We start from the raw sequence: 20,794 nt of genomic DNA, 5'->3' as shown, positions 1-20,794 counted from the left end.
GAAGCCCGGCTCCATCTGCACCGGCTCGACGACGCACCGGAAGGAGGCCTCCCGTGATCCAGGCGATCGATCGCGCGGCGAAGGTCCTCGAACTGCTCCAGGGAGCACGCCACCTCGGTATCACCGACCTCGCCGCGGCCCTCAGTCTGCCGCCGTCGACCGTGCACGGGATCGTGAAGTCGCTGCGTTCGCACGGACTCGTCGCGAAGGAGCGGGGCGGCCAGCGCTACATGCTCGGTCCGACCCTGCTGCGCCTGAGCAACGTCTATCTCGACACCCTCGACGTGCGAGCGCGGGCGATGCGATGGACGCAGGAGCTCGCGCGCCGCACCGACCTCTCGGTGCGCCTGGGCGCCCCGCACTTCACCGACGTGCTCGTGATCCACCACAATCTGCGCCCGGATGACAGTCAGCAGATGCTCGAGACCGGGGTCGCCATCCCCGCCCACGCCTCGGCGATGGGCAAGGTGCTCCTCGCCTACGATCAGGGATTCCAGCAGAGCGTCTTCGAACAGCCGCTGCGCAGCCTCACCGGCGACACGGTGACCGACCTCGCCCGCCTCACCCTGGAGCTGCCGGCCATCGCCGAACGCGGCATGGCCGGGGAGTTCGACGAAGCGGTGCTCGGCGAGTCGTCGATCGCGGCCCCCGTCGCCGATGCCTCGAACGCCATCGTCGCCGCCGTCGCCGTGGTGCTGCCGACCTCGCAGACGCCCGCCTCGGATGCGATCCTCAACGCCCTGCGCGAGACGGCCCGCAACATCTCGCGCGAGCTCGGCGCCACCACGTGGCCGCCGCGCGTCGCCCCGGCCGATGACTGAGAGCCTCTCGCCTCGACCCGGCGAGGTGGATCGAGCTCAACCGCGCAGCGCCAGGGCGAACGGCAGCACCTGGGTCGCCCCGGCCTGACGGAGCACGCGGGCAGCGACCGTCATCGTCCACCGGCTGTCGACCAGATCGTCGACGAGCAGCACAGGACCAGAGGGCACGTCGAGGTGCTGAGCGCTGAAGCGGTCCCAGAGCCCGGCGAGGCGGAAGACGCTGTTCCCGCCCGGCCCTCCGGTGGGCCCACCCGCGACAGGGTCGAGCGCGCCGAGATACGGCAGGCGGCCGACGTCGGCGAGCCCTCGGGCGAGCGCATCGACCAGCAGCGGATGCGAACGTGAGGGCATGGCGACGACGGCGACGGGGCGCTCCTCCCACCCCCATCCGGCGAGAACCCGGATGCAAGCCTGGAGCAGCTGGGGCGTCACCGCGGCGTCGGGCGCACCGGCGGCGAAGATCTCGCGCAGTGCCCCTCCCCAGCCCAGGTCGGTGAGACGCGCGAGCGCCCGCCCCTCCCCCGCCTGCTCGTCGGCAGGGATGCGTCCCTTGACCGGCACCTCGAGCCGATCGGCACCGGTCGGCCATGCGCGCCGAGGCTCGATCGGGATGCCGACGCGGTCGAGCGACTCCGCCGCCTGCGTGCTCGCGGACTCGCCGATCTCGCGCGGGAACCACCCGCCCGCGCAGTTGTCGCACCTCCCGCAGGGCGCCGCCGTGTCGTCGTCGAGCGACCGCTGCAGGAACTCCATGCGGCATCCGTCGGTCTGCTCGTACTCGATCATGTGCTGCTGCTCGGCCAGGCGCTCGGCGGCGATGCGCTCGTAGCGTTCGGCGTCGTAGGTCCACGGCTCACCGGTCGCGACCCATCCCCCCTGCACGCGCCGGACCGCACCGTCGACGTCGAGCACCTTCAGCAGCAGCTCCAGCGGCGTGCGGCGGATGTCGACCATCGCCTCGAGCGCCGGCGTCGAGATCGGCGCATCGCCGAGCGCGCCGATCACCCGCTCCGCGCGTTCCCGATCCGGCATCGAGGCCGTCGCGAAGTAGTGCCAGATGTCGCGGTCTTCGACGCCTGGCAGCAGCAGCACGTCGGCGCTCTCGCTCGCACGGCCGGCACGACCCACCTGCTGGTAGTACGCCACGGGAGACGACGGCGCTCCGAGGTGCAGCACGAATCCCAGATCGGGTTTGTCGAAGCCCATGCCCAGCGCGCTCGTGGCGACCAGAGCCTTGACCTCGTTGCGCTTGAGCATGCCCTCGGACTCGGCGCGCTCCTCGGTATCGGTCTGCCCGGTGTAGGCCCGCACGTCGTGCCCGTGATCGCGCAGCAGGCGGGCGGTGTCGACGGCAGCCGCGACGGTCAGCGTGTAGATGATGCCGGAACCGGGAAGGTCGTCGAGGTGGCTCAGCAGCCACGCGAGGCGGCTCGCCGAATCGCGCAGGCGCAGCACGCCGAGGCGCAGCGAGGTGCGCGCGAGCGGTCCGCGGATCGTGAGCACCGGCTCGGCTCCGGCATCGCCGCGCAGATCGCCACCCGCCTGGAGGCTGCCGAGCTGCTCCGCCACATCCGCCACGACCCGGCTGTTCGCCGTCGCGGTGGTCGCCAGCACCGGCACATCGGCGGGCATCTGCGCGATCAGGTCGCGCAGCCGCCGGTAGTCGGGGCGGAAATCGTGGCCCCAGTCGCTGATGCAGTGCGCCTCGTCGACGACGAGCATCCCGATGCGGCGCACGAGCGCCGGCAGCTGCTGCTCACGGAAGGCCGGGTTGTTGAGCCTCTCCGGCGAGACCAGCAGGACGTCGACCTCGTCGCGGTCGAGCTGCCCGAGCACGTCGGTCCACTCGTGCGCATTGGTGGAGTTGATCGCGACCGCACGCACCCCTGCACGCTCGGCGGCCGCGATCTGATCGCGCATGAGCGCCAGCAGCGGCGACACGAGCACGGTCGGCCCCGCACCCTGACGCCGCAGCAGCAGCGTCGCGACGAAATAGACCGCCGACTTGCCCCAGCCGGTGCGCTGCACCACCAGCGCGCGGCGGCGCCCTTCGACGAGCGCCTCGATCGCCTCGTACTGGCCGTCGTGGAAGTCGGCGTCTGAGCGGCCGACGAGCTCGCGCAGCGCCGCGCGGGCGGCCTCGCGGGTGTCGGTAGAGGCTGCGGAGGTCATGTTCCCACTCTGCCCCACCCCGCCGACACCCCGGTGGCGGCATCCCCAGGTTCGCCGGCCCCTGGGCGCGTCCGTTCGTCTAGCGTGAGGACATGATCACACGTGAGCTCGCCGTCGCCCTGCGAGACCGCGGACTCGTCTGGCACCCCGCGGAGGGCGATCGGTTCCAGCTCGACCTGCCGGACGATGTGGAACTCGAGGCGGAGGCCGAGGTCTTCACCGTCAGCGAGATGACGATCGAGGCCCGACAGACTCCGAGCGGCACCGACCTGGCGTTCAACGGGACCACCGAGTGGGCTCTCGACGCGGTCACGCTCGCGGATGCGGTGTGGCTGCCGAGGGAGGATCAGCTGCGCGACCTGCTCCGGGGCACCTTCCGCGCACTGGTGCGCCTCGACGACACCTTCCGGGTCGACATCGAGATCGGCGGAGATGCGCTCGCATTCGAGCATCCAGACCCCTCCGAGGCCTACGGGCGAGCCCTCCTGGAGCTGATCTCCCGCTCGCAGTGAGAGTCGCGCCTTGAATCCGACCGTCCTCTGTGTCAGAATTACCTAACGATCGGTCAGTAAAGTTGACCGGATGCCGAGGAGTCGACGATGACCAGTGCCGCAGACCTGTCCCTGGTGGGCGAGATCTCCGATGAGGAACGTCTCTTCGACGAGCTCATCGCCAACGAGCAGCGCATCGAGCCGCGCGACTGGATGCCGGAGGCGTATCGCAAGACGCTGGTCCGGCAGATCTCCCAGCACGCGCACTCCGAGATCATCGGCATGCAGCCGGAGGGGAACTGGATCACGCGCGCGCCGAGCCTCAAGCGCAAGGCGATCCTGATGGCGAAGGTGCAGGACGAGGCCGGCCACGGCCTCTACCTCTACTCCGCAGCGCAGACCCTGGGCACCACGCGCGACGAGATGATGGATCAGCTCATTAGCGGCAAGGCGAAGTACTCGTCGATCTTCAACTACCCCACCCCGACCTGGGCGGACATGGGCGCGATCGGCTGGCTCGTCGACGGTGCCGCGATCTGCAACCAGGTGCCGCTGTGCCGGGCGTCGTACGGCCCGTACGGGCGGGCCATGGTGCGGGTCTGCAAAGAGGAGTCGTTCCACCAGCGCCAGGGCTTCGAGATCCTGCTGACCCTCATGCAGGGCAGCGAGGAGCAGCGCGCGATGGCCCAGGATGCGGTGAACCGCTGGTACTGGCCGAGTCTCGCGATGTTCGGGCCGCCCGATGACCAGTCCCCCAACTCGGCGCAGTCGATGAAGTGGAAGATCAAGCGGTTCTCGAACGACGAGCTGCGTCAGCGGTTCGTCGGCATGCTCGTGCCCCAGGCCGAGATCCTCGGCGTGACCCTGCCCGACCCCGACCTGCGCTTCGACGAGGAGACGGGCCAGTACGTGATCGGCGAGATCGACTGGGACGAGTTCTTCGAGGTGGTGCGCGGCAACGGACCGTGCAATGCCGAGCGTCTCGAACGGCGCCGCACCGCGCACGAAGAGGGCGCCTGGGTGCGCGAGGCCGCGGCCGAGTACGCGCGCAAGCAGTCCCTCAAGACGAAGGCGGTGGCGTGATGGCGACGCCGGGAGCGGACGAGCGCGAACCCTGGCCCCTGTGGGAGGTCTTCGTGCGCGCGAACCGGGGCCTCAGCCACGTGCACGTCGGCTCACTGCACGCGCCGGACGCCGAGATGGCGATCCGCAATGCCCGCGACCTCTACACGCGCCGCGGCGAGGGCGTCTCGATCTGGGTCGCGCCGGCAGACGCGATCACCACGAGCGACCCGGATGCCAAGGGCGCGTACTTCGAGAGCCCCGCCGGCAAGAACTACCGCCACGCCGTGTACTACACGGCCTCCGAGGGAGTGCCGCACCTGTGAGCGCACCGCACCCGACCACCGCGCACGAGGGCACCGACGTCCACGGCGACATCCACGGCGACGTCTCCGTCGACGAGATCAGCCTCTCGCAGGAGCTCTCCGGCACCGGCGCGGTCGCCGCGTCGGCCGACATCGCAGAGTATGCACTGCGCCTCGGCGATGACGCGCTCATCCTGTCCCAGCAGCTGGGCGCCTGGATCTCGCGCGCCCCCGAGCTGGAGGAGGACGTGGCCCTGGGCAACATCGCGCTCGACCTGCTCGGCCACGCACGCTCCTTCCTGCACTATGCCGGCTCGTACGACGGCCGCAGCGAAGACGATCTCGCCTTCTTCCGCGACGAGCCCGAGTTCCGCTGCGCCTGGATCGTGCAGCAGCCCAATGGCGACTTCGCCCAGACCATCGCGCGGCAGTTCGTGGTGGCCACCTACATGTTCGAGCTGTACTCGGCCCTGCGCGCCAGCAGCGACGAGACCTTCGCCGCGATCGCCGAGAAGTCGCTCAAGGAGGTCGACTACCACCGCGATCACGCCGTGCAGTGGATGCTGCGACTCGCCGGCGGCACCGAGGAGTCCCGCACCCGCATCATCCGGGCGATCGGTGACGTCTGGCCGTACGTCGACGAGCTGTTCCGCGACGACGACCTGATCGACCGGCTCGGAGATGCGGCCGCGCGGCCCTCGAGCCTGCGCCCCGCGTTCGACCGCGTGGTCGACACCGTGTTCGCCGAGGCGGACGTGTCGGTTCCCGCCGTCATGTCCTCGTCGGCGGGTGGGCGCGACGGCGCGCACGCGACGCCGCTCGGGCACATCCTGGCCGAGATGCAGGTGCTCGCCCGACGGCATCCGGGGGCGACATGGTGACCCTCACCCCGACGCAGGCCGCCTGGCGGATCGCCGCCTCCGTCCCCGACCCCGAAGTGCCCGTCCTCACGATCGAGGACCTCGGCGTTCTCCGTGCGGTCGAGGTCGACGGCACCAGCGTCCACGTCGACATCACCCCGACCTACAGCGGTTGTCCCGCGATGGACACGATCCGCGACGACGTGATCCTCGCCCTCACCGCCGCCGGCTTCGACGAGGTCGAGGTGCGCCTTGTCCTCTCCCCCGCCTGGACCACGGACTGGATGACGGAGGCAGGCAAGACCAAGCTCGCGGCCTACGGCATCGCGCCGCCCTCCGGCCGGGCTGCCGTCTCGACCGGCCCCATCCGCCTCTCGCTGAGCGTGCGCTGCCCTCGTTGCGGGTCGCTCGACACCCGCGAGGTCTCCCACTTCGGCTCGACCTCGTGCAAGGCGCTGTTCGAGTGCCGCGCCTGCCTCGAGCCCTTCGATCACTTCAAGGTGCACTGACATGTCGCTCTTCACCTCCGCGCCGGCTTCCCTCCCGCGTGCGACGACGCCGCGCGCGGCCGCTCCGCGCACGCGCGCCCGCTTCCACACCCTCACCGTCGAAGACGTACGCCCACTCACCGACGACGCGGTCGAGGTGACGTTCACCGTGCCCGCCGCACTCGCCGACGAGTACGACCATCTTCCCGGCCAGTACGTCGCGCTGCGCACCACCCTCGACGGCGTCGAGGTGCGGCGCTCCTACTCGCTGTGCCGTGCGCCGGAGCACCGCGACGACGGACAGGACACCCGGTTGAGCGTCGCCGTGAAGCGCGACGAGGGCGGACTCTTCTCGACCTGGGCGCAGACCGGCCTGCACGCCGGATTCGAGATCGACGTGATGAGCCCGCAGGGCACGTTCACCTCGGCGCTCGACGACCTCGACGACCGCCACGTGGTGGGCATCGCCGCCGGCTCCGGCATCACGCCGCTGATGGCGCTCGCCCACACGGTGCTGACGCGGTCCGAGACGTCGCGGTTCACACTGCTGTACACGAACAGGGCCACGCTCGACGTGATGTTCCTCGAAGACCTCGCCGACCTCAAGGACCGCTACCCGACCCGACTCGTGCTGCACCATGTGCTCTCCCGCGAGCAGCGCGCGGCTCCGGTGCTCTCCGGGCGGATCGACGAGGAGAAGCTGCGCACGATCCTCAGCACGCTGATCCCGCCGTCGAGCGTCGACGAGTGGTTCCTGTGCGGACCGCTCGCCCTGGTCGACCTCTGCCGCGAGGTGCTGGCCGACGTCGGGGTCGAGCGTTCGCACATCCGCTTCGAACTGTTCACCACCGGCGACGAACCGGCTCGCGCGGCCCGACCCGTGCAGGTGCGCGCCGGCGAGAAGACCGTGCGCATCGAGGTCACGCTCGACGGCGTCTCCTCGACCGTGGAGAGCCCGGTCGACGCGCACGAGTCGGTGCTCAACGCGGCACTGCGCGTGCGGCCCGATGCGCCGTTCGCGTGTGCGGGCGGTGTCTGCGGCACCTGCCGTGCCCGTGTGATCGAGGGCAGCGTGACCATGACCGAGAACTACGCCCTGGAACCCGACGAGCTCGAACGCGGATTCGTGCTCACCTGCCAGTCCCATCCGACCAGCGACCGCGTGGTCGTGGACTACGACGTCTGACCCGGAGGCCCCCATGATCGACCTCGCCATCGCCGACGACGTCGCGACGATCGTCCTGAACGCGCCGTCGAAGCTGAACGCGCTCGACGAGAGGGCCCTGGCGGATCTGGATGCCGCCTACGGGGCCGCGGAGATCGCCGGTGTGCGCGCGCTCGTGCTCCGCGGCGAAGGGCGCGCGTTCTGCGCCGGGCGGGACATCTCGGGGGTCGACCCTCGGGACGACGATGTGCTCGGCTATCTCGGCGGCCTCGTCACCCCGCTGCTGCAGCGCATGGCGCGCTTCCCCGCACCGACGTTCGCCGTCGCGCACGGCGCCTGCCTCGGGGTCGGACTCGGGCTGCTCATCGCGACGGACGTCGTGTACGTCGCGGAGTCGGCCAAGATCGGGTCCCCGTTCGCCGCACTCGGCGCGACCCTCGACTCAGGTGGACACGCCCTGTTCCTCGACCGGCTGGGGGCGCACAAGACACTCGACCTGATCTACACGGGGCGCCTCATGAGCGGCGCCGAGGCCGTGGCCTCCGGCCTGTTCTCGCGCGTCTTCCCCGATGACGAGGTCGTGCAGGCGACGACCGATGCCGCAGCCACCGCTGCCCGCGGCGCGACGGCGGCGTTCCTCGCGAGCAAGGAGCTCATCGCCCGCATCCGCGACGAGCGGCTCGCGCTGTGGGACGCGGTCGGCATCGAGAACGCCGCACAGGCCGCACTGTGCAACACCGATGACTACCGCGAAGGGTTCGCGGCCTTCCAGGAGAAGCGCACGCCTGTCTTCCACGGGCGCTGAGCGCGCCGGCACCGGCGAGACGAATGTCCGACACCGGTGCGAGAATTCCCCCATGATGCTCACAGAGCTCGTCTCCGCCGCCGACCGGGTCGGGGCCACCTCGTCGAGGCTCGCGAAGATCGATGCCCTCGCCGAACTGCTCTCGCGCGCGGACCCGACCGAGATCCCCGCCGTCGTGGGCTTGCTGCTCGCGGCGCCCCGCCAGGGCAGGCTGGGGGTCGGGTGGCGTGGCATCTCCGCCCTCGACATCGCCCACGCCGACAGCCCGGCCCTGACCGTCGGCGAGGTCGACCAGGCGTTGGACGCGCTGGCGACGACATCGGGCACCGGCTCCGCGTCGGTGCGCAGCGGGATCCTCGGCGACCTCGCCTCTCACGCCACGGCCGAGGAGTGGGACTTCCTCGCCCGCGCGATGCTCGGCGAGCTGCGCACCGGGGCCCTCTCGGGCGTGCTCCTCGATGCCATCGCGCGGGCCGCCGACCGCCCTGCGGCCATCGTCCGGCGCGCGGCCATGCTCTCGGGCGACCTCGGAGAGACCGCCCGCATCGCACTCACCGGAGACGAAGGCGACCTCGAGGCGGTGGGCCTGCGGGTCGGGCGCCCGGTTCTGCCCATGCTGGCCGCGACGGCTGCGACGCCCTCTGCCGCGCTGGAGGTCACCGGCCGGGCCTCCGTCGAGTACAAGCTCGACGGCGCCCGCATCCAGGTGCATCGCCACGGCGACGAGGTCGGCGTCTACACGCGGAGCCTGGCCGACATCACGCACCGCGTGCCCGAGATCGTCGAGATCGTGCGCGCTCTCCCGGCGCACGACGTCATCCTCGACGGCGAGACGCTGTCGCTCGACGAAGACGGCGGGCCGCGCCCGTTCCAGGAGACCATGTCGCGGTTCGGTGCCGATGTGTCGCGCGAGCTCGTGCTGCGACCGTGGTTCTTCGACGTGCTGCACGTCGACGGGCGCGACCTGATCGACGAACCGCTCTCCGTCCGTCTGGCCGAGCTCGAACGCGTGGTCGGCGACTGGCGGATGCCGGGCATCGTCACCGACGATGCGGATGCCGCCGAGCAGCTGTCGCGCGATGCTCTCGCCGCCGGACACGAAGGCGTCGTGATCAAGGCCGTGGATGCGCCGTACGCCGCCGGTCGGCGCGGCAAGTCCTGGGTGAAGGTCAAACCGGTGCTGACCTTCGATCTGGTCGTGCTCGGGGCGGAGTGGGGCTCCGGCCGCCGCCGCGGCTGGCTCTCGAACCTCCACCTGGGCGCCCGTGATCCCTCGGGAGAGTTCGGCGACGCCGACGGCTACGTCATGGTCGGAAAGACCTTCAAGGGCCTCACCGACGAACTCCTGCGGTGGCAGACCGCCGAATTCCCCGAGCATGAGTCGCACCGCACGGCGTCCACCGTGTTCCTGCGCCCCGAACTCGTCGTGGAGATCGCGGTCGACGGCGTGCAGCGCTCACCGCGATATCCCGGGGGCGTCGCCCTGCGATTCGCCCGAGTGAAGGGCTACCGGCAGGACAAGTCGCCGGCCGAGGCCGACACGATCCAGACGCTGCGTTCCCTGCTGCGCGGCTGACCCGCCGGCCTCACGCTGACGGCGCGAGGCCCTGGTCCTCTTCGCGGACCGTCCCGCGGAAAGACCACGGGAAGTCGATCCACAGATCGGTGTCCTTCCACGCGAAGTCGGGCTGGATGATCGTGGAGGGCTTGGTGTAGATCGTGACCGAGCGCACGTCGGCGCCCTTGTCCTTCAGCAGCTGCACGGCGAGCGCGAGTGTGCGACCCGAGTCGGCGACATCGTCGACGAGCAGCACCCGGCGGCCGTCGAGATAGGCCATGTCGAGCTCGGGAGGCAGAACCTCTGGGGCGTCGAGCACAGTGCCGATCCCGGTGTAGAACTCGACGTTGATAGCCCCGCAGTTCTTGGCGCCGAGTCCGTACGCGATCGCTCCGGCGGGGAGCAGACCGCCACGCGCGATCGCGACGACGACCTCCGGCATGAAACCGCTGTCGAGGATGTCGCGCGCGAGATCGCGCGTCGCCGCCCCGAAGCCGTCCCAGGTGAGTGTCTCGCGCTCGATCTCTGCATCAGTCATTCCTGCATTCTCCCGCATCCTGCGCTGCTCCCCCGCCGGTAGACTGAGCGGGTCCGGCCCGGCCGGTGCCTGAAAAAGAGGCACGAAGCACTTCGCGAAGACGCGGAGGCGAGACACATACGGATCCCGCAGTTCCTCCGTCCCTGTCTCGAAAGGCTTTCGCATGCCCACCGTCTCCGCGCACGTCGCCCTCACCCTCGCTCAGCACATCGACGCCGTCTTCGGCGTGATGGGCAACGGCAACGCCTATTTCCTCGACGCGATCGAGACGCAGACGGATGCCGTGTTCACCGCTGTGCGCCACGAGCAGGGTGCCGTGGTCGCCGCCGACGCCCACTTCCGCGCGTCCGGCCGCATCGCCGCGGGCACGTCGACGTACGGCGCCGGTTTCACGAACACCCTGACCGCGCTCGCAGAGGCCGTGCAGGCGCACGTGCCGCTCGTGCTCGTGGTCGGTGACGAACCCACCTCCGGTCCCCGCCCCTGGGATGTCGACCAGATCGCTCTCGCCTCCGCCGTGGGCGCCCGCACCTATACCGTCGGGCGGGCCGATGCCGCCGCCACCACCGTCATCGCGATCGAGCACGCCCTCACCTACCGGGTACCGGTCGTCCTCGCGATCCCGTATGACGTCGCAGCTCTCGAGGCCGGCGAGGTGCCGGAGGCACCGTCGCCGCGCATCCCCGCACCTCTCGCCCCGCGCGGTGAATTCGCCGACGCGATGCTCGACGAGATCGCCGCCGCTCTGGCCGGCGCCGAGCGGCCTTTCCTGCTGGCCGGTCGCGGAGCATGGTTGTCCGGAGCGAGCTCCGCACTGGGAGAGCTGGCCGCAGCGACCGGGGCGCTCACGGCTTCCTCGGCGCTCGGCCGCGGGGTCTTCCCCGACACGCGGTACGACCTCGGCGTGACCGGCGGCTTCGGTGCCGACGGCGCGATGGAGCTCGTGCGCTCCGCCGATGTCGCCGTCGTGTTCGGCGCCGCACTGAACCAGTTCACGATGCGTTTCGGTGAGCTGTTCGCGCCGGGCACCCGCGTCTTCCAGATCGACACGGCACCGGCCGCGACGCACGCGCACGTCGGAGGCTTCGTGCGTGCCGACGCCCGGCTCGCCGCAGAGGAGCTCGTGGCCCGGATCGGTACAGCCGGGTCGGCGCACCCCTGGCGTGAGACGGTCGACGTCGCCGCCGCGCGCACGTACGACGCCGGCGACGACCTCGCTCCCGACGGACGGCTCGACCCGCGCTCGGCCGCCCGACGCATCGCCGAGCTGCTGCCGGAAGACCGCGTGGTGGTCTCCGACGGCGGCCACTTCATCGGGTGGGCGAACATGTACTGGCCGGTTGCGGCTCCCGACCGCATGATGATGGTCGGCACGGCGTTCCAGTCGATCGGACAGGGATGGCCGAGCGTCGTGGGCGCGGCCCTGGCACGGCGCGAGTCGACCGTGGTGCTCACCTCCGGTGACGGCGGCGGACTCATGGCGATCGCCGATCTGGAGTCCGCCGTGCGCGCGGCCGGCGGCCGCGGCATGGCCGTGGTCTGGAACGACGCGGCCTACGGAGCCGAGGTGAACCTCTACGGCCTCAAGGGGCTGGCGGAAGGCCCGATGCGCATCCCCGAGGTCGACTTCGCCGCGTTCGGCGCGGCCGTGGGAGCCGAGGGCGTCGTCGTGCGCACGCTCTCCGACCTCGACCGCCTCGCGAGCTGGGCCGAGGAGGACACGGCGACGCGACGCTTCCTGCTGCTCGACCTGCGCATCTCGGGCGATGTCATCGCTCCGTACCAGCAGGAGATCATCCGCGTGAATTCCTGACGCATCCGTCGCCGGCCCTTCACCTGGCAGACTCGGACGATGCCGGGTCTCCATCACGTCGAACTGTGGATCGCCGACCTCGATGAGGTGCGCGCGCAGTGGCGCTGGGTGCTGGGCCGGCTCGGCTTCACGCTCGACGGCGAGTGGCCCGGCGGGGAGTCCTGGATGGCCGGCGACGCCTACCTCACCCTCACGACGTCGCCGAACCTGTCACACGCCGCACACGATCGCCGACGCGCCGGCCTCAACCACCTCGCGTTCCACGGCGGTGCCCGCGACGCGGTCGATGCGATCATGGCCGAGGCGCCCGCCCACGGCTGGCACCCGCTCTACACGGACCGCTACCCGCACGCCGGTGGCGACCGGCACTACGCCGGCTGGCTCGAGAACGCCGCAGGCTTCAAGATCGAGGTCGTCGCGGACGTCGTCGTCTAGGCGCCGTAGTCAGGAAGCTCCTGCAGCGTCCAGGTGTTGCCGTCCGGATCATCGAAGGACACGAACCGCCCCCAGTCGAGGTCCTGCACACCCCGTGCCTCCACGCCGAGGCCCTGCAGGTGCGCCAGCGCCTCGTCGGCATCCGGCACCACGACCTGGATCGTGTTCTGCGTGCCCGGTTCGAGGTCGATGCCCAACCCCGTGCCGAATGCGATCGAGCACGCCGAGCCCGGTGGTGTCATCTGCACGAAGCGCAGCCCCTCGGTCGGCGTCTGATCCCAGTCGGCGGTGAAGCCGATCTTCTCGTAGAACTGCTTCGAGCGGTCCACATCGGTGACCGGCACGAAGATGAGCTCGATCTTCCAGTCCATCACACACTCCTCCTGTCGGGCGTCGTCGCCCGTCGGCGTCCACCGTACGCGCGGCCACCGGCGTGCCGCCACACCGAAGCGGCGTCAGATCCATCCCTTGTCCTGAGCGATCCGCACGGCCTGCGCCCGGTTCGCCGCCCCTGTCTTCCCGATCGCCGCCGAGAGGTGGTTTCTCACGGTTCCCGCCGACAGGAACACCTCGGAGGCGATCGCGGCGGCGGAGCGCCCGTCCGCGGCGAGACGCAGCACCTCCCGTTCCCGGTCGCTCAACGGGTTCGCGCCGTCGAACAGACTGTCGGCGGCGAGCACCGGATCCAGCACCCGCAGTCCCGACCGCACACGCCGCACGGCTTCGGCGAGCTCCTCGGCAGGGGTGTCCTTCACGATGAAGCCGCTCGCTCCGGCATCCAAGGCGGAGCGCAGGTAGCCGGGGCGCGCGAACGTCGTCACCACGAGCACGCGCGTCCCCGCGCTCGCCTGCCTGATGCGTCGCGTCGCCTCCACGCCGTCCATCCCCGGCATCTGGATGTCCATCAGGCACACATCAGGACGAAGCTCTCCCGCGAGTCGCACAGCCTCCGCTCCATCCGCGGCCATGCCGACCACGGTGAGGTCGGGCTCGAGTTCGAGCAGCGCCCCCAGCGCGCCGCGCACAAGCGCCTGGTCGTCGGCGATCAGCAACCGGATGGTGTCGCCGGCCGAGACGCTCACCACGTCACCTGCACGCGCGTGCCCGTGTCTTCCGTCGCGCCGAGCGCGAACGCCGCGCCCGCCGCCGCTGCGCGCTCGCGCATGCCGCGGATGCCGTTGCCTTCGGCCGCACCGATGCCCACCCCGTCGTCCTCCACCACCAGCCGCCCCGGCAGCAGCAGCACCCGCACCGTCTGCGCTCGCGCATGCCTGAGGGTGTTGGTCGTCGCCTCGCGGAGAATCCAGCTCGCGGTGATCGCCTGCACCGGCGACAGGGCGCTCGGCTCCCCCTCGACCTGCATCTCGATGTCGGCCGCGCGGAACGAGTCCCGAGAAGACGCGAGCTGTTCGACGAGCGTGGTCACCCGCGCTCCCGCCACCGTCGAGCGGACCCCGGCGATAGCCTCCGCCGTGAGCCGCTCGATGTCGGCGAGCTCGGCCTTGGCGCGCTCCGGATCGGAGTCCATCAGCCGCCGCACCAGTTGCGCCTTGAGACCGACGACCGTCAGGGAGTGACCGATCAGATCGTGCACGTCACGGGCCACGGCCTCGCGCCCCTCGCTCGTCGCCAGCTCGAGGCCGAGCCGCTCCGCTTCCGCCGAGCGCAGGATGAGCCAGGTCGACACCGTGTTGACCACTCCGAGAAGCGCCACGATCGCGAGGATCGACAGGTAGCTCATCCCCCCGGGAAGCAGGAACACGCACAGCGCCGTGACCACGACCGCCGCGATGGTCGTGATCCAATGCCACGCACGCGTCAGACCGTACGAGGCGAAGGACATCACGAACGGCAGGAAGCTGAGCGCCGATCCGCCCTCCGCCGGTACCGAGAGCAGTGCGCACAGGATGAGCGCTGCGAACGTGATCCACTGCCGTGTCGACGGCGTACGTCCGAGTCCCCCGCCACCGCGCATGCCGTGCATGAAGCCGGTGACGTACAGCACGATGAACGCGACCAGGGCGACCCAGCCCACGATCACCCAGGCCGGCGGCGCTTCGGATCGCAGGAGCGCGATCACCGGATACACCAGGAAGACGAGCCAGATCACGGCCATCAGCCATCCGAACCGCGCCCACGGGTCCTTCCCCGTGGCGCTGTTCGTCTCGCGCTTCGCGTGTGGCGTCATCCGTCCAACCTACTGTCGTCGCGCACCGCTACTGCCGCGCCCTGGAGCGCTTCATGCCCATCATGACCAGCAGGGCGAACAGCGCGAGCCAGACGACGACGTTGAGGAACAGCATCCACAGCGGGTCGGTCTGTCCTGTCGTGAGCACCCCGTCGGTGAGCGGCCAGCGACTCAGGGCGACGAAGCCGTACAGAGGCGTGAATCGGGCGATGTCGAGCATCACGCCGTCGAGCGGCATGAACACGTTGCCGAAGAACGCGAAGAACGTCATCGAGATCGAGGCGAGAGCCGCTGCCGAGTCCGAGCTGAAGAACAGCCCGACGCCGAGCCCGAACAGTCCGTACATGAGGCCGATCCCGAGGATGATGCCCGCCGTCGCGACCCAGCGCCAGCCGTCTTCCACCTGCGCACCGGTCATCATCCCGGCGGCGAACACGGCCACCAGCGCCAGCGCCGCGAAGGTCACGGCGGTGAGCAGCTTCGTCAGCGCGTATCCGGCGGTGGTCAGCGGGGTCATGGCGAGTTGGCGCCCCCAGCCCTGCTTCGCCTCGGTCGCGGCGAGCGATGTGAGCGAGCTCATCGCGACCGCCGTGCCGTACGCGGCCATCGAGGTCATCACGTAGAACGAGACGTTCCCGTGGCCGGCGGAGAGCGAGCCGTACCCCATCCCGGCGCCGAACAGCAGGTACATCGCGACCGGCATCGCCAGGGTGAACGCGAGCGTGTAGGGGTTGCGCAGCTGGCGGACGCCTTCGATACGCAGCATGGTGGGTGAGACGAGCATGTCAGTTCTCCGTCAGAGCAGTGAAGGCGGTTTCCAGGGTGGGGGCGGCGATCTCCAGGTCGTGGGCGCCGCCTTCGAGCAGGATGCGGGCGGCGGCATCGGAATCCGCGGCGCGCAGGCTGAGACGATCTCCGTCGAGTCGCACGGCGACGACGCCGTCGGTCGCGCTCAAGGTCGCGACGAGGGTCGCTGCGCCCTCGTCGACCGTCGCCGAGACGGTCCGCTCGCCGAGACTGGCCCGCAGCAGCGCCGTGGGGGCGTCCGCGACCACGGTCCCCCGGTGCATCACCACGGTTCGGCGCGCGAACTGCTCGGCCTCTTCGAGATAGTGGGTGGCGAAGATGATCGTGCGTCCGGCATCCGCATCCGCACGCATGACGTCCCAGAAATGGCGGCGTGCCGTGACATCCATGCCCGCGGTAGGCTCGTCGAGCACCAGGATGTCGGGGTCGGAGACCATCGCGAGCGCGAACTTCACGCGCTGCTGCTCCCCGCCGGAGCACTTCGACACCCGGCGGCGGGCGAGGTGCTCCAGGTCGGCTCTGGCGAGGACCTCGTCCACTCTGCCGAGAGCCTGCGCACCGTGAAGAGAGGCGATGAGGCGCACGGTCTCGCCGACGGTCAGGTCGCCCAGGAGCCCGCCGGTCTGCAGCACCGCCCCGATCGCTCCGCTCGAGGTGGCGCGCTCCGGTGCGACGCCGAGCACCCGCACGGTGCCGCTGCTGGGTTGCGTGAGCCCCAGCAGCATGTCGAGCGTGGTGGTCTTGCCCGCGCCGTTGGGTCCCAGCAGTGCGACGACCTCCCCGCGCCGGATCGACAGGTCCACCCCGTCGACGGCCTGCACGCGGCGGTCGCCGGTGCCGAAGTGTCGTTTCACGGCGCTCAGTTCGAGCACCACGGGGTCATCGATCGGGGCGGCGGATACCGGTCGAGCGGTGGCCCGCGTCGCCGACCCGTCCACGGAGGTGTTGTTCATGCCTCCAGCCTCCTCCGCCGAGGGCGAGGAGACCGGAGGGCAGTGTCATCTCCTCGACATGACACGTGTCATGTCGAGGACGGGATCAGCGTGCAGGCAGCAGGGCCCCCTCGAGGAACGCGGCCAGCTCGGCCATGTCGTCGAGCGGAAGGATCGCCGCCACGTACTGATCGGGGCGCACCACGATCACGACGCCCTCGCGGGAGAGCTCGCGCGCGGCGAAGATGTCGGTCTCGGTCCACTTGCTGGGGCCTGCGGCATAGACCTTCTCCCAGTCGGTGAGTCCGAGGGGGCCGGTCTTCGGCTGGAACAGCGCGGGCGCCGAGGTGACCTCGATCTCTTCGAACGGCTGCTGGTAGACGGCCTTCACATCGAAGACCGCATCGACATCGGCGTCCGCCGGGGTGAAGCGCGCGAACAGGGGCTCGGCCTTCTCGGCCCACGCGGCGAGCGCGTCGCCGGTGCGGTCGCCGAAGGCGTAGACGCGCCAGCGTCCGTCGGCCTTCGCGTGGTGTCCGAGGTGCACCACGTTGCCGTCGCCGACCCGCACGACCTCGGCCGACTTGAAACGCTTGCCCAGCGGATATCCCGGGGCGAGGGACTGGTGTGTGTCGGACCCGGTGATCATCGACGAGGTGTACTGCGTCATGAATCCGGACGGGAACTCGGCCGTCGCGAGGTAGTAGGTGGCCAGCTCGTTGGGGTCGGAGATCTCCTCGGGCTTTCGGGCCATCAGGCTCGACCACTCGCGGTCGAAGTCGATCAACTGCTGCGCCACGGGCCGCCGTTCGGCGCCGTACGTGGCCAGCAGGTCTTCGGACGCGCGTCCGGTGAGCACCGAGCCGAGCTTCCAGCCGAGGTTGAAGCCGTCCTGCATGGACACGTTCATGCCCTGGCCCGCCTTGGCGCTGTGCGTGTGGCAGGCGTCCCCGGTGAGGAACACGCGCGGCGTCCGCCCCGACCCGTCGATCACGTCGTCGAAGCCGTCGGTGACGCGGTGTCCGACCTCGTACACGCTGTGCCAGGCGACCTCGCGCACGTCGAGCGTGTACGGGTGCAGGATCTCGTTGGCGCGACGGATGATCTCCTCGATGGGCGTCTGCCGCACCCGGTGATCGTCGTCGTCCGCGACCTCGCCGAGGTCGATGTACATGCGCGAGAGGTAGCCACCCTCGCGCGGGATGTGCAGGATGTTGCCCGCTTCCGAGTTGATGGCGCACTTGGTGCGCCAGTCCGGGAAGTCGGTGTTGACGAGCACGTCCATGACGCCCCAGGCGTGCGCGGCCGAGGCGCCCACGTGCGTGCGCCCGATGGCCTGGCGCACACCGCTGCGGGCACCGTCGCACCCCACGACGAACTTGGCGCGGATGGTCCTCGCCTCTCCTGCCCGCTCGCCGGCGACGTAGCGGATCCCCACCTCCACGGGGTACTCCCCCGTGTCGTGGACCGTGAGACCGGTGAACTCGACCCCGTAGTCGGGCACGATGCGGCCGGGTCCGTTCGCCGCGGCCTCGGCGAAGTAGTCCAGCACTCGCGCCTGGTTGACGATCAGGTGCGGGAACTCGCAGATGTCGTAGGCGTAGTCGGACGTGCGGGAGGTGCGGACGATCTCGTCGCGTTTGTCGGGGTTCGGCCCCCAGAAGTTCATCCAGCCGATGTTGTAGGCCTCGGCGATGATCCGCTCGGCGAACCCGAACGCCTGGAACGTCTCGACACTGCGCGGCTGGATGCCATCGGCCTGGCCGAGCGGGAGGCGGCCGTCGCGCTTCTCGATGATGCGCGTGGAGATGCCGGGGTACTGCGCCATCTGGGCCGCGAGGAGCATCCCCGCCGGCCCCGATCCGACGATGAGCACGTCGATCTGGTCGGGAAGGTCGGCGGAGCGCGCGGCGCCGATACCGGCGGCGTCCTGCACGCGCGGGTCAGCGGAGACGTAGCCGTGGTGGTGGAACTGCATCGTCGTCGATTCCTTCCGGACTTCTTCGTCGGGTGTTGCCTGTCGGGTCTTGCATCCTGAACCCGCGTGTTCTATATTCGAACACAGAGTTCTACTATTGAACACAGCCTAAACCTCGCCGTCCGCGATCGCAAGGGAGCGCCCGCATGCCCGAGAACACCGCCGCCTCCCCCGCCTCGCAGACCCTCAGCCGCGGCATCCGCATCCTCGAGGTGCTGGCCGACGCACGCGGCCCCCTCACGATCGACGAGATCGCCTCGCGCCTGGGCGTTCACCGCTCGATCGCCTATCGCCTGCTGCGCACCCTCGAAGACCACGGGCTCGTCTCCCGAGACACGGCCGGCGCCGTGAGCCTCGGCGCGCGCATGGCGGCGCTCGCGGCCGGAGTCGCCCACGATCTGCAGGCCGAGGCCCTCCCCGAGCTCACCGCGATCGCCAACGAGCTGGGGATGACCTGCTTCCTCGCCGTGCTCGACGGCGAGGAGTGCATCACGCTGGCGAGCGTCGAGCCCCGCCACGCCGTCGCGAGCGTCGCCCAGCGCCCCGGCGCCCGCCACCCGGTGACGGTCGGAGCTCCCGGCAAGGCGATCCTCGCGCAACTCCCCGAGCACGAGTGGCCCGAAGCGGTGCCGTCGTCACTGCCCGCCGATGTGGAGGCGACCCGGAGCCGCGGATATGCGACGAGCCACGATGAGGTCATCCCCACCGTGCAGTCCGTCGCCGTCCCCCTCACCCTGCGCGGCCAGCGCCCCGCCGCGATCGCGGTCGTGCACGTGGCCACCGACCTGGACGACGCCGAGATCGCCGCGCGGCTGCAGCGCTCGGCATCCGTCATCCGCGAATCCCTCGACGGCTGACCGCCGCGACGACGCGTGAGCACGCCCACCCGGAGGGGGACGTGCTCACGCGTTCGGGTGACTCCGGAGAATCAGGCCTTCGCGAGTCCGTAGATCGGGCTGACGGACTGCTCCTCCTCGTGATCCGGTCCGAGCGGGATGCCCGAGCGGTCGCGCAGCAGCAGCGTGGCGATGAGACCGAGCACGGTCATGCCCGCGAGGTACCAGGTGACGGCCTGGGTCGACCCGGTGGCGCTCACGATGGCCGTGGCGATGGTCGGCGCGAAGGCCCCACCGGCGATCGCGCCGATGGCGTACGAGATCGAGACGCCGGAGAAGCGGATGCTCGCCGGGAACAGCTCGGCGTACAGCGCCGCCTGCGGTCCGTACGTGAAGCCGAGACCGATCGTGAGGATCGCGAGCCCGGCGAACAGCAGACCGATCTCGCCCGTGTTGACGAGCGGGAAGAGCGTGAAGACACCGACCAGCTGCAGCACCCAGCCGATGACGTACGTCGTGCGACGGCCGATGCGGTCGGACAGCCAGCCGGCGAGGAGCGTCGTGAGCAGCCAGGTGACCGCGGATCCGGCGACGGCCCAGAGGACCGGGCCCCGCTCCAGGCCGATCGGCCCCTCCGGGTTCGTGGCGTAGCCCTGGATGTACCCGCCGGTGGTCATGTAGCCCACGGCGTTGTTGCCGGCGAAGACGAATGCGGCGATGATCACGAGCAGCAGGTGCTTGCGGAACAGCTGCGCGATCGGCATCCGCGCCTTCTCCTTGCGGGCCGAGAGCTCGGTGAAGACGGGGCTCTCCTCGACCTTGCGGCGCACGTAGTAGCCGACGAGGATCAGCACGACGCTGAGCAGGAACGGCACACGCCAGCCCCAGGCGAGGAACTGGTCGCCGGGGGCGATCACCGTCATCAGCGCCATCACACCGGAGGCGAGCAGCAGACCGAGGGGCACGCCGATCTGCGGAGACGCCCCGAAGATGCCGCGCTTGCGGCGAGGAGCGTGCTCGACGGCCATCAGCACCGCGCCGCCCCATTCACCGCCCGCCGAGATGCCCTGGACGATGCGCAGCAGCACCAGCAGGATCGGCGCCATGATGCCGATCGTCTCGTACGTGGGCAGCAGACCGATGAGCGCGGTCGCGGCGCCCATCAGGATCAGCGTCCACATCAGCACGGTCTTGCGCCCGAGCTTGTCGCCGTAGTGCCCGGCGAGGAACGCGCCGAGGGGGCGGAACAGGAAGCTGACGCCGACCGTGGCGAAGCCGATCAGGGCGCTGTTCTCGCCGAGCGGGGCGAAGAAGAGCTGGCCGAAGACGAGCCCGACGGCCGTCGCGTAGATGAAGAAGTCGTACCACTCGACCGTGGTGCCGACGACGGTGGCGAACACGACGCGGCGTCGATCGGCCGCCGTCGCGATGGTTCCGGTGGGCGTGAACCCAGCCTGTGACTGCCCGCTCATGGGGTGTCTCCTTTGGTTGTGACCGCATTGTCACGGCGTGCAGCGGAATGGATCCGAAGTGCTTGCCG

General features: G+C 70.3%; 21 protein-coding genes. 12 read left to right on the top strand and 9 right to left on the bottom strand.

Annotated elements, in window-relative coordinates:
* The first annotated feature begins 53 nt into the window (after window positions 1-53).
* Complete coding sequence (locus ACP699_RS16580) at window positions 54-821, top strand: IclR family transcriptional regulator (RefSeq protein WP_017828379.1); 768 nt, start codon at window positions 54-56, stop codon at window positions 819-821.
* A gap of 36 nt (window positions 822-857) precedes the next feature.
* Here ACP699_RS16580 and ACP699_RS16575 read toward each other — a convergent pair whose 3' ends face one another.
* Entirely contained in the window at window positions 858-2,993 is a 2,136-nt protein-coding gene (locus tag ACP699_RS16575; RefSeq protein WP_400644630.1) for a RecQ family ATP-dependent DNA helicase, read from the bottom strand.
* 92 nt (window positions 2,994-3,085) lie between these two features.
* Between ACP699_RS16575 and ACP699_RS16570 the strand changes: the two genes are divergently transcribed.
* From ACP699_RS16570 to ACP699_RS16535, 8 genes are all read left to right on the top strand, one after another.
* Entirely contained in the window at window positions 3,086-3,505 is a 420-nt protein-coding gene (locus ACP699_RS16570) for a hypothetical protein (RefSeq protein ID WP_055870639.1), read from the top strand.
* A gap of 87 nt (window positions 3,506-3,592) precedes the next feature.
* Window positions 3,593-4,567, top strand: a complete 975-nt coding sequence (gene paaA / locus ACP699_RS16565) for a 1,2-phenylacetyl-CoA epoxidase subunit PaaA (RefSeq protein WP_055877528.1) — start codon at window positions 3,593-3,595, stop codon at window positions 4,565-4,567.
* The gene (gene paaB, locus ACP699_RS16560; RefSeq protein ID WP_017828375.1) at window positions 4,567-4,872 is read left to right on the top strand and encodes a 1,2-phenylacetyl-CoA epoxidase subunit PaaB; all 306 of its coding nucleotides are present in this window, start codon (window positions 4,567-4,569) and stop codon (window positions 4,870-4,872) included. Before paaA ends, paaB begins: the two co-directional genes overlap by 1 nt.
* Window positions 4,869-5,732: a 1,2-phenylacetyl-CoA epoxidase subunit PaaC gene (gene paaC / locus ACP699_RS16555; RefSeq protein ID WP_055870631.1), complete on the top strand. Its 864-nt coding sequence runs from the start codon at window positions 4,869-4,871 to the stop codon at window positions 5,730-5,732. Before paaB ends, paaC begins: the two co-directional genes overlap by 4 nt.
* Window positions 5,726-6,220 (top strand): 1,2-phenylacetyl-CoA epoxidase subunit PaaD, encoded by a 495-nt coding sequence (gene paaD, locus ACP699_RS16550; RefSeq protein WP_017828373.1) that lies wholly within the window; start codon window positions 5,726-5,728, stop codon window positions 6,218-6,220. The genes paaC and paaD overlap by 7 nt, the downstream gene beginning before the upstream one ends.
* A gap of 1 nt (window position 6,221) precedes the next feature.
* Window positions 6,222-7,385, top strand: coding sequence for a 1,2-phenylacetyl-CoA epoxidase subunit PaaE (paaE, locus tag ACP699_RS16545; protein WP_426172364.1), 1,164 nt, complete (start codon window positions 6,222-6,224; stop codon window positions 7,383-7,385).
* 13 nt (window positions 7,386-7,398) lie between these two features.
* The gene (locus tag ACP699_RS16540; RefSeq protein ID WP_426172363.1) at window positions 7,399-8,169 is read left to right on the top strand and encodes an enoyl-CoA hydratase/isomerase family protein; all 771 of its coding nucleotides are present in this window, start codon (window positions 7,399-7,401) and stop codon (window positions 8,167-8,169) included.
* Window positions 8,170-8,221: 52 nt separating this feature from the next.
* Window positions 8,222-9,745: an ATP-dependent DNA ligase gene (locus ACP699_RS16535; RefSeq protein ID WP_426172362.1), complete on the top strand. Its 1,524-nt coding sequence runs from the start codon at window positions 8,222-8,224 to the stop codon at window positions 9,743-9,745.
* Between the two features lie 10 nt (window positions 9,746-9,755).
* Here ACP699_RS16535 and ACP699_RS16530 read toward each other — a convergent pair whose 3' ends face one another.
* Window positions 9,756-10,265: a phosphoribosyltransferase gene (locus tag ACP699_RS16530; protein ID WP_426172361.1), complete on the bottom strand. Its 510-nt coding sequence runs from the start codon at window positions 10,263-10,265 to the stop codon at window positions 9,756-9,758.
* Window positions 10,266-10,428: 163 nt separating this feature from the next.
* Between ACP699_RS16530 and ACP699_RS16525 the strand changes: the two genes are divergently transcribed.
* On the top strand, window positions 10,429-12,078 hold the full coding sequence (locus tag ACP699_RS16525; RefSeq protein ID WP_055870619.1) for a thiamine pyrophosphate-binding protein: 1,650 nt from the start codon (window positions 10,429-10,431) through the stop codon (window positions 12,076-12,078).
* Window positions 12,079-12,117: 39 nt separating this feature from the next.
* Window positions 12,118-12,513 (top strand): VOC family protein, encoded by a 396-nt coding sequence (locus ACP699_RS16520; RefSeq protein WP_426172360.1) that lies wholly within the window; start codon window positions 12,118-12,120, stop codon window positions 12,511-12,513.
* Here ACP699_RS16520 and ACP699_RS16515 read toward each other — a convergent pair.
* The 6 genes from ACP699_RS16515 to ACP699_RS16490 all read right to left on the bottom strand — a co-directional run bounded on the left by ACP699_RS16515 (window position 12,510) and on the right by ACP699_RS16490 (window position 18,418).
* Entirely contained in the window at window positions 12,510-12,884 is a 375-nt protein-coding gene (locus ACP699_RS16515) for a VOC family protein (protein WP_141386329.1), read from the bottom strand. The genes ACP699_RS16520 and ACP699_RS16515 overlap by 4 nt on opposite strands.
* An 84-nt stretch (window positions 12,885-12,968) precedes the next feature.
* The gene (locus tag ACP699_RS16510; protein WP_426172359.1) at window positions 12,969-13,598 is read right to left on the bottom strand and encodes a response regulator; all 630 of its coding nucleotides are present in this window, start codon (window positions 13,596-13,598) and stop codon (window positions 12,969-12,971) included.
* Complete coding sequence (locus ACP699_RS16505) at window positions 13,592-14,701, bottom strand: histidine kinase (RefSeq protein ID WP_426172357.1); 1,110 nt, start codon at window positions 14,699-14,701, stop codon at window positions 13,592-13,594. Before ACP699_RS16505 ends, ACP699_RS16510 begins: the two co-directional genes overlap by 7 nt.
* Window positions 14,702-14,729: 28 nt before the next feature.
* Window positions 14,730-15,485: an ABC transporter permease gene (locus ACP699_RS16500; RefSeq protein WP_055877508.1), complete on the bottom strand. Its 756-nt coding sequence runs from the start codon at window positions 15,483-15,485 to the stop codon at window positions 14,730-14,732.
* Between the two features lies 1 nt (window position 15,486).
* Window positions 15,487-16,461 (bottom strand): ABC transporter ATP-binding protein, encoded by a 975-nt coding sequence (locus ACP699_RS16495; RefSeq protein WP_426172355.1) that lies wholly within the window; start codon window positions 16,459-16,461, stop codon window positions 15,487-15,489.
* Window positions 16,462-16,546: 85 nt separating this feature from the next.
* Entirely contained in the window at window positions 16,547-18,418 is a 1,872-nt protein-coding gene (locus ACP699_RS16490; protein WP_426172353.1) for an FAD-dependent monooxygenase, read from the bottom strand.
* A 146-nt stretch (window positions 18,419-18,564) separates the two neighbouring features.
* On the opposite strand from ACP699_RS16490, the gene ACP699_RS16485 reads away from it, so the two are divergent.
* Complete coding sequence (locus ACP699_RS16485) at window positions 18,565-19,275, top strand: IclR family transcriptional regulator (protein WP_426172351.1); 711 nt, start codon at window positions 18,565-18,567, stop codon at window positions 19,273-19,275.
* A gap of 71 nt (window positions 19,276-19,346) precedes the next feature.
* Here ACP699_RS16485 and ACP699_RS16480 read toward each other — a convergent pair whose 3' ends face one another.
* The gene (locus ACP699_RS16480; protein ID WP_055877496.1) at window positions 19,347-20,726 is read right to left on the bottom strand and encodes an MFS transporter; all 1,380 of its coding nucleotides are present in this window, start codon (window positions 20,724-20,726) and stop codon (window positions 19,347-19,349) included.
* Window positions 20,727-20,794 lie beyond the last annotated feature (68 nt).

Origin of the sequence: Microbacterium sp. DWRC1-3, assembly GCF_049896645.1 — a bacterium.
In the GTDB taxonomy this organism is placed as follows: domain Bacteria; phylum Actinomycetota; class Actinomycetes; order Actinomycetales; family Microbacteriaceae; genus Microbacterium; species Microbacterium maritypicum.
The sequence above is the reverse complement of the archived record's forward strand: the minus strand, read 5'-3'. Positions and strand labels throughout refer to the sequence as shown.

Bases quoted from the DNA above. Each gene is read 5' to 3' on its own strand.
- ACP699_RS16485 (WP_426172351.1), top strand. From the start codon at position 18,565: ATGCCCGAGAACACCGCCGCCTCCCCCGCCTCGCAGACCCTCAGCCGC.
- ACP699_RS16490 (WP_426172353.1), bottom strand. From the start codon at position 18,418: ATGCAGTTCCACCACCACGGCTACGTCTCCGCTGACCCGCGCGTGCAG.
- ACP699_RS16530 (WP_426172361.1), bottom strand. From the start codon at position 10,265: ATGACTGATGCAGAGATCGAGCGCGAGACACTCACCTGGGACGGCTTC.
- ACP699_RS16505 (WP_426172357.1), bottom strand. From the start codon at position 14,701: ATGACGCCACACGCGAAGCGCGAGACGAACAGCGCCACGGGGAAGGAC.
- ACP699_RS16480 (WP_055877496.1), bottom strand. From the start codon at position 20,726: ATGAGCGGGCAGTCACAGGCTGGGTTCACGCCCACCGGAACCATCGCG.
- ACP699_RS16570 (WP_055870639.1), top strand. From the start codon at position 3,086: ATGATCACACGTGAGCTCGCCGTCGCCCTGCGAGACCGCGGACTCGTC.
- paaE (WP_426172364.1), top strand. From the start codon at position 6,222: ATGTCGCTCTTCACCTCCGCGCCGGCTTCCCTCCCGCGTGCGACGACG.
- ACP699_RS16500 (WP_055877508.1), bottom strand. From the start codon at position 15,485: ATGCTCGTCTCACCCACCATGCTGCGTATCGAAGGCGTCCGCCAGCTG.
- ACP699_RS16540 (WP_426172363.1), top strand. From the start codon at position 7,399: ATGATCGACCTCGCCATCGCCGACGACGTCGCGACGATCGTCCTGAAC.
- paaA (WP_055877528.1), top strand. From the start codon at position 3,593: ATGACCAGTGCCGCAGACCTGTCCCTGGTGGGCGAGATCTCCGATGAG.
- ACP699_RS16520 (WP_426172360.1), top strand. From the start codon at position 12,118: ATGCCGGGTCTCCATCACGTCGAACTGTGGATCGCCGACCTCGATGAG.
- ACP699_RS16495 (WP_426172355.1), bottom strand. From the start codon at position 16,461: ATGAACAACACCTCCGTGGACGGGTCGGCGACGCGGGCCACCGCTCGA.
- ACP699_RS16575 (WP_400644630.1), bottom strand. From the start codon at position 2,993: ATGACCTCCGCAGCCTCTACCGACACCCGCGAGGCCGCCCGCGCGGCG.
- paaD (WP_017828373.1), top strand. From the start codon at position 5,726: ATGGTGACCCTCACCCCGACGCAGGCCGCCTGGCGGATCGCCGCCTCC.
- ACP699_RS16515 (WP_141386329.1), bottom strand. From the start codon at position 12,884: ATGGACTGGAAGATCGAGCTCATCTTCGTGCCGGTCACCGATGTGGAC.
- paaB (WP_017828375.1), top strand. From the start codon at position 4,567: ATGGCGACGCCGGGAGCGGACGAGCGCGAACCCTGGCCCCTGTGGGAG.
- ACP699_RS16535 (WP_426172362.1), top strand. From the start codon at position 8,222: ATGATGCTCACAGAGCTCGTCTCCGCCGCCGACCGGGTCGGGGCCACC.
- ACP699_RS16525 (WP_055870619.1), top strand. From the start codon at position 10,429: ATGCCCACCGTCTCCGCGCACGTCGCCCTCACCCTCGCTCAGCACATC.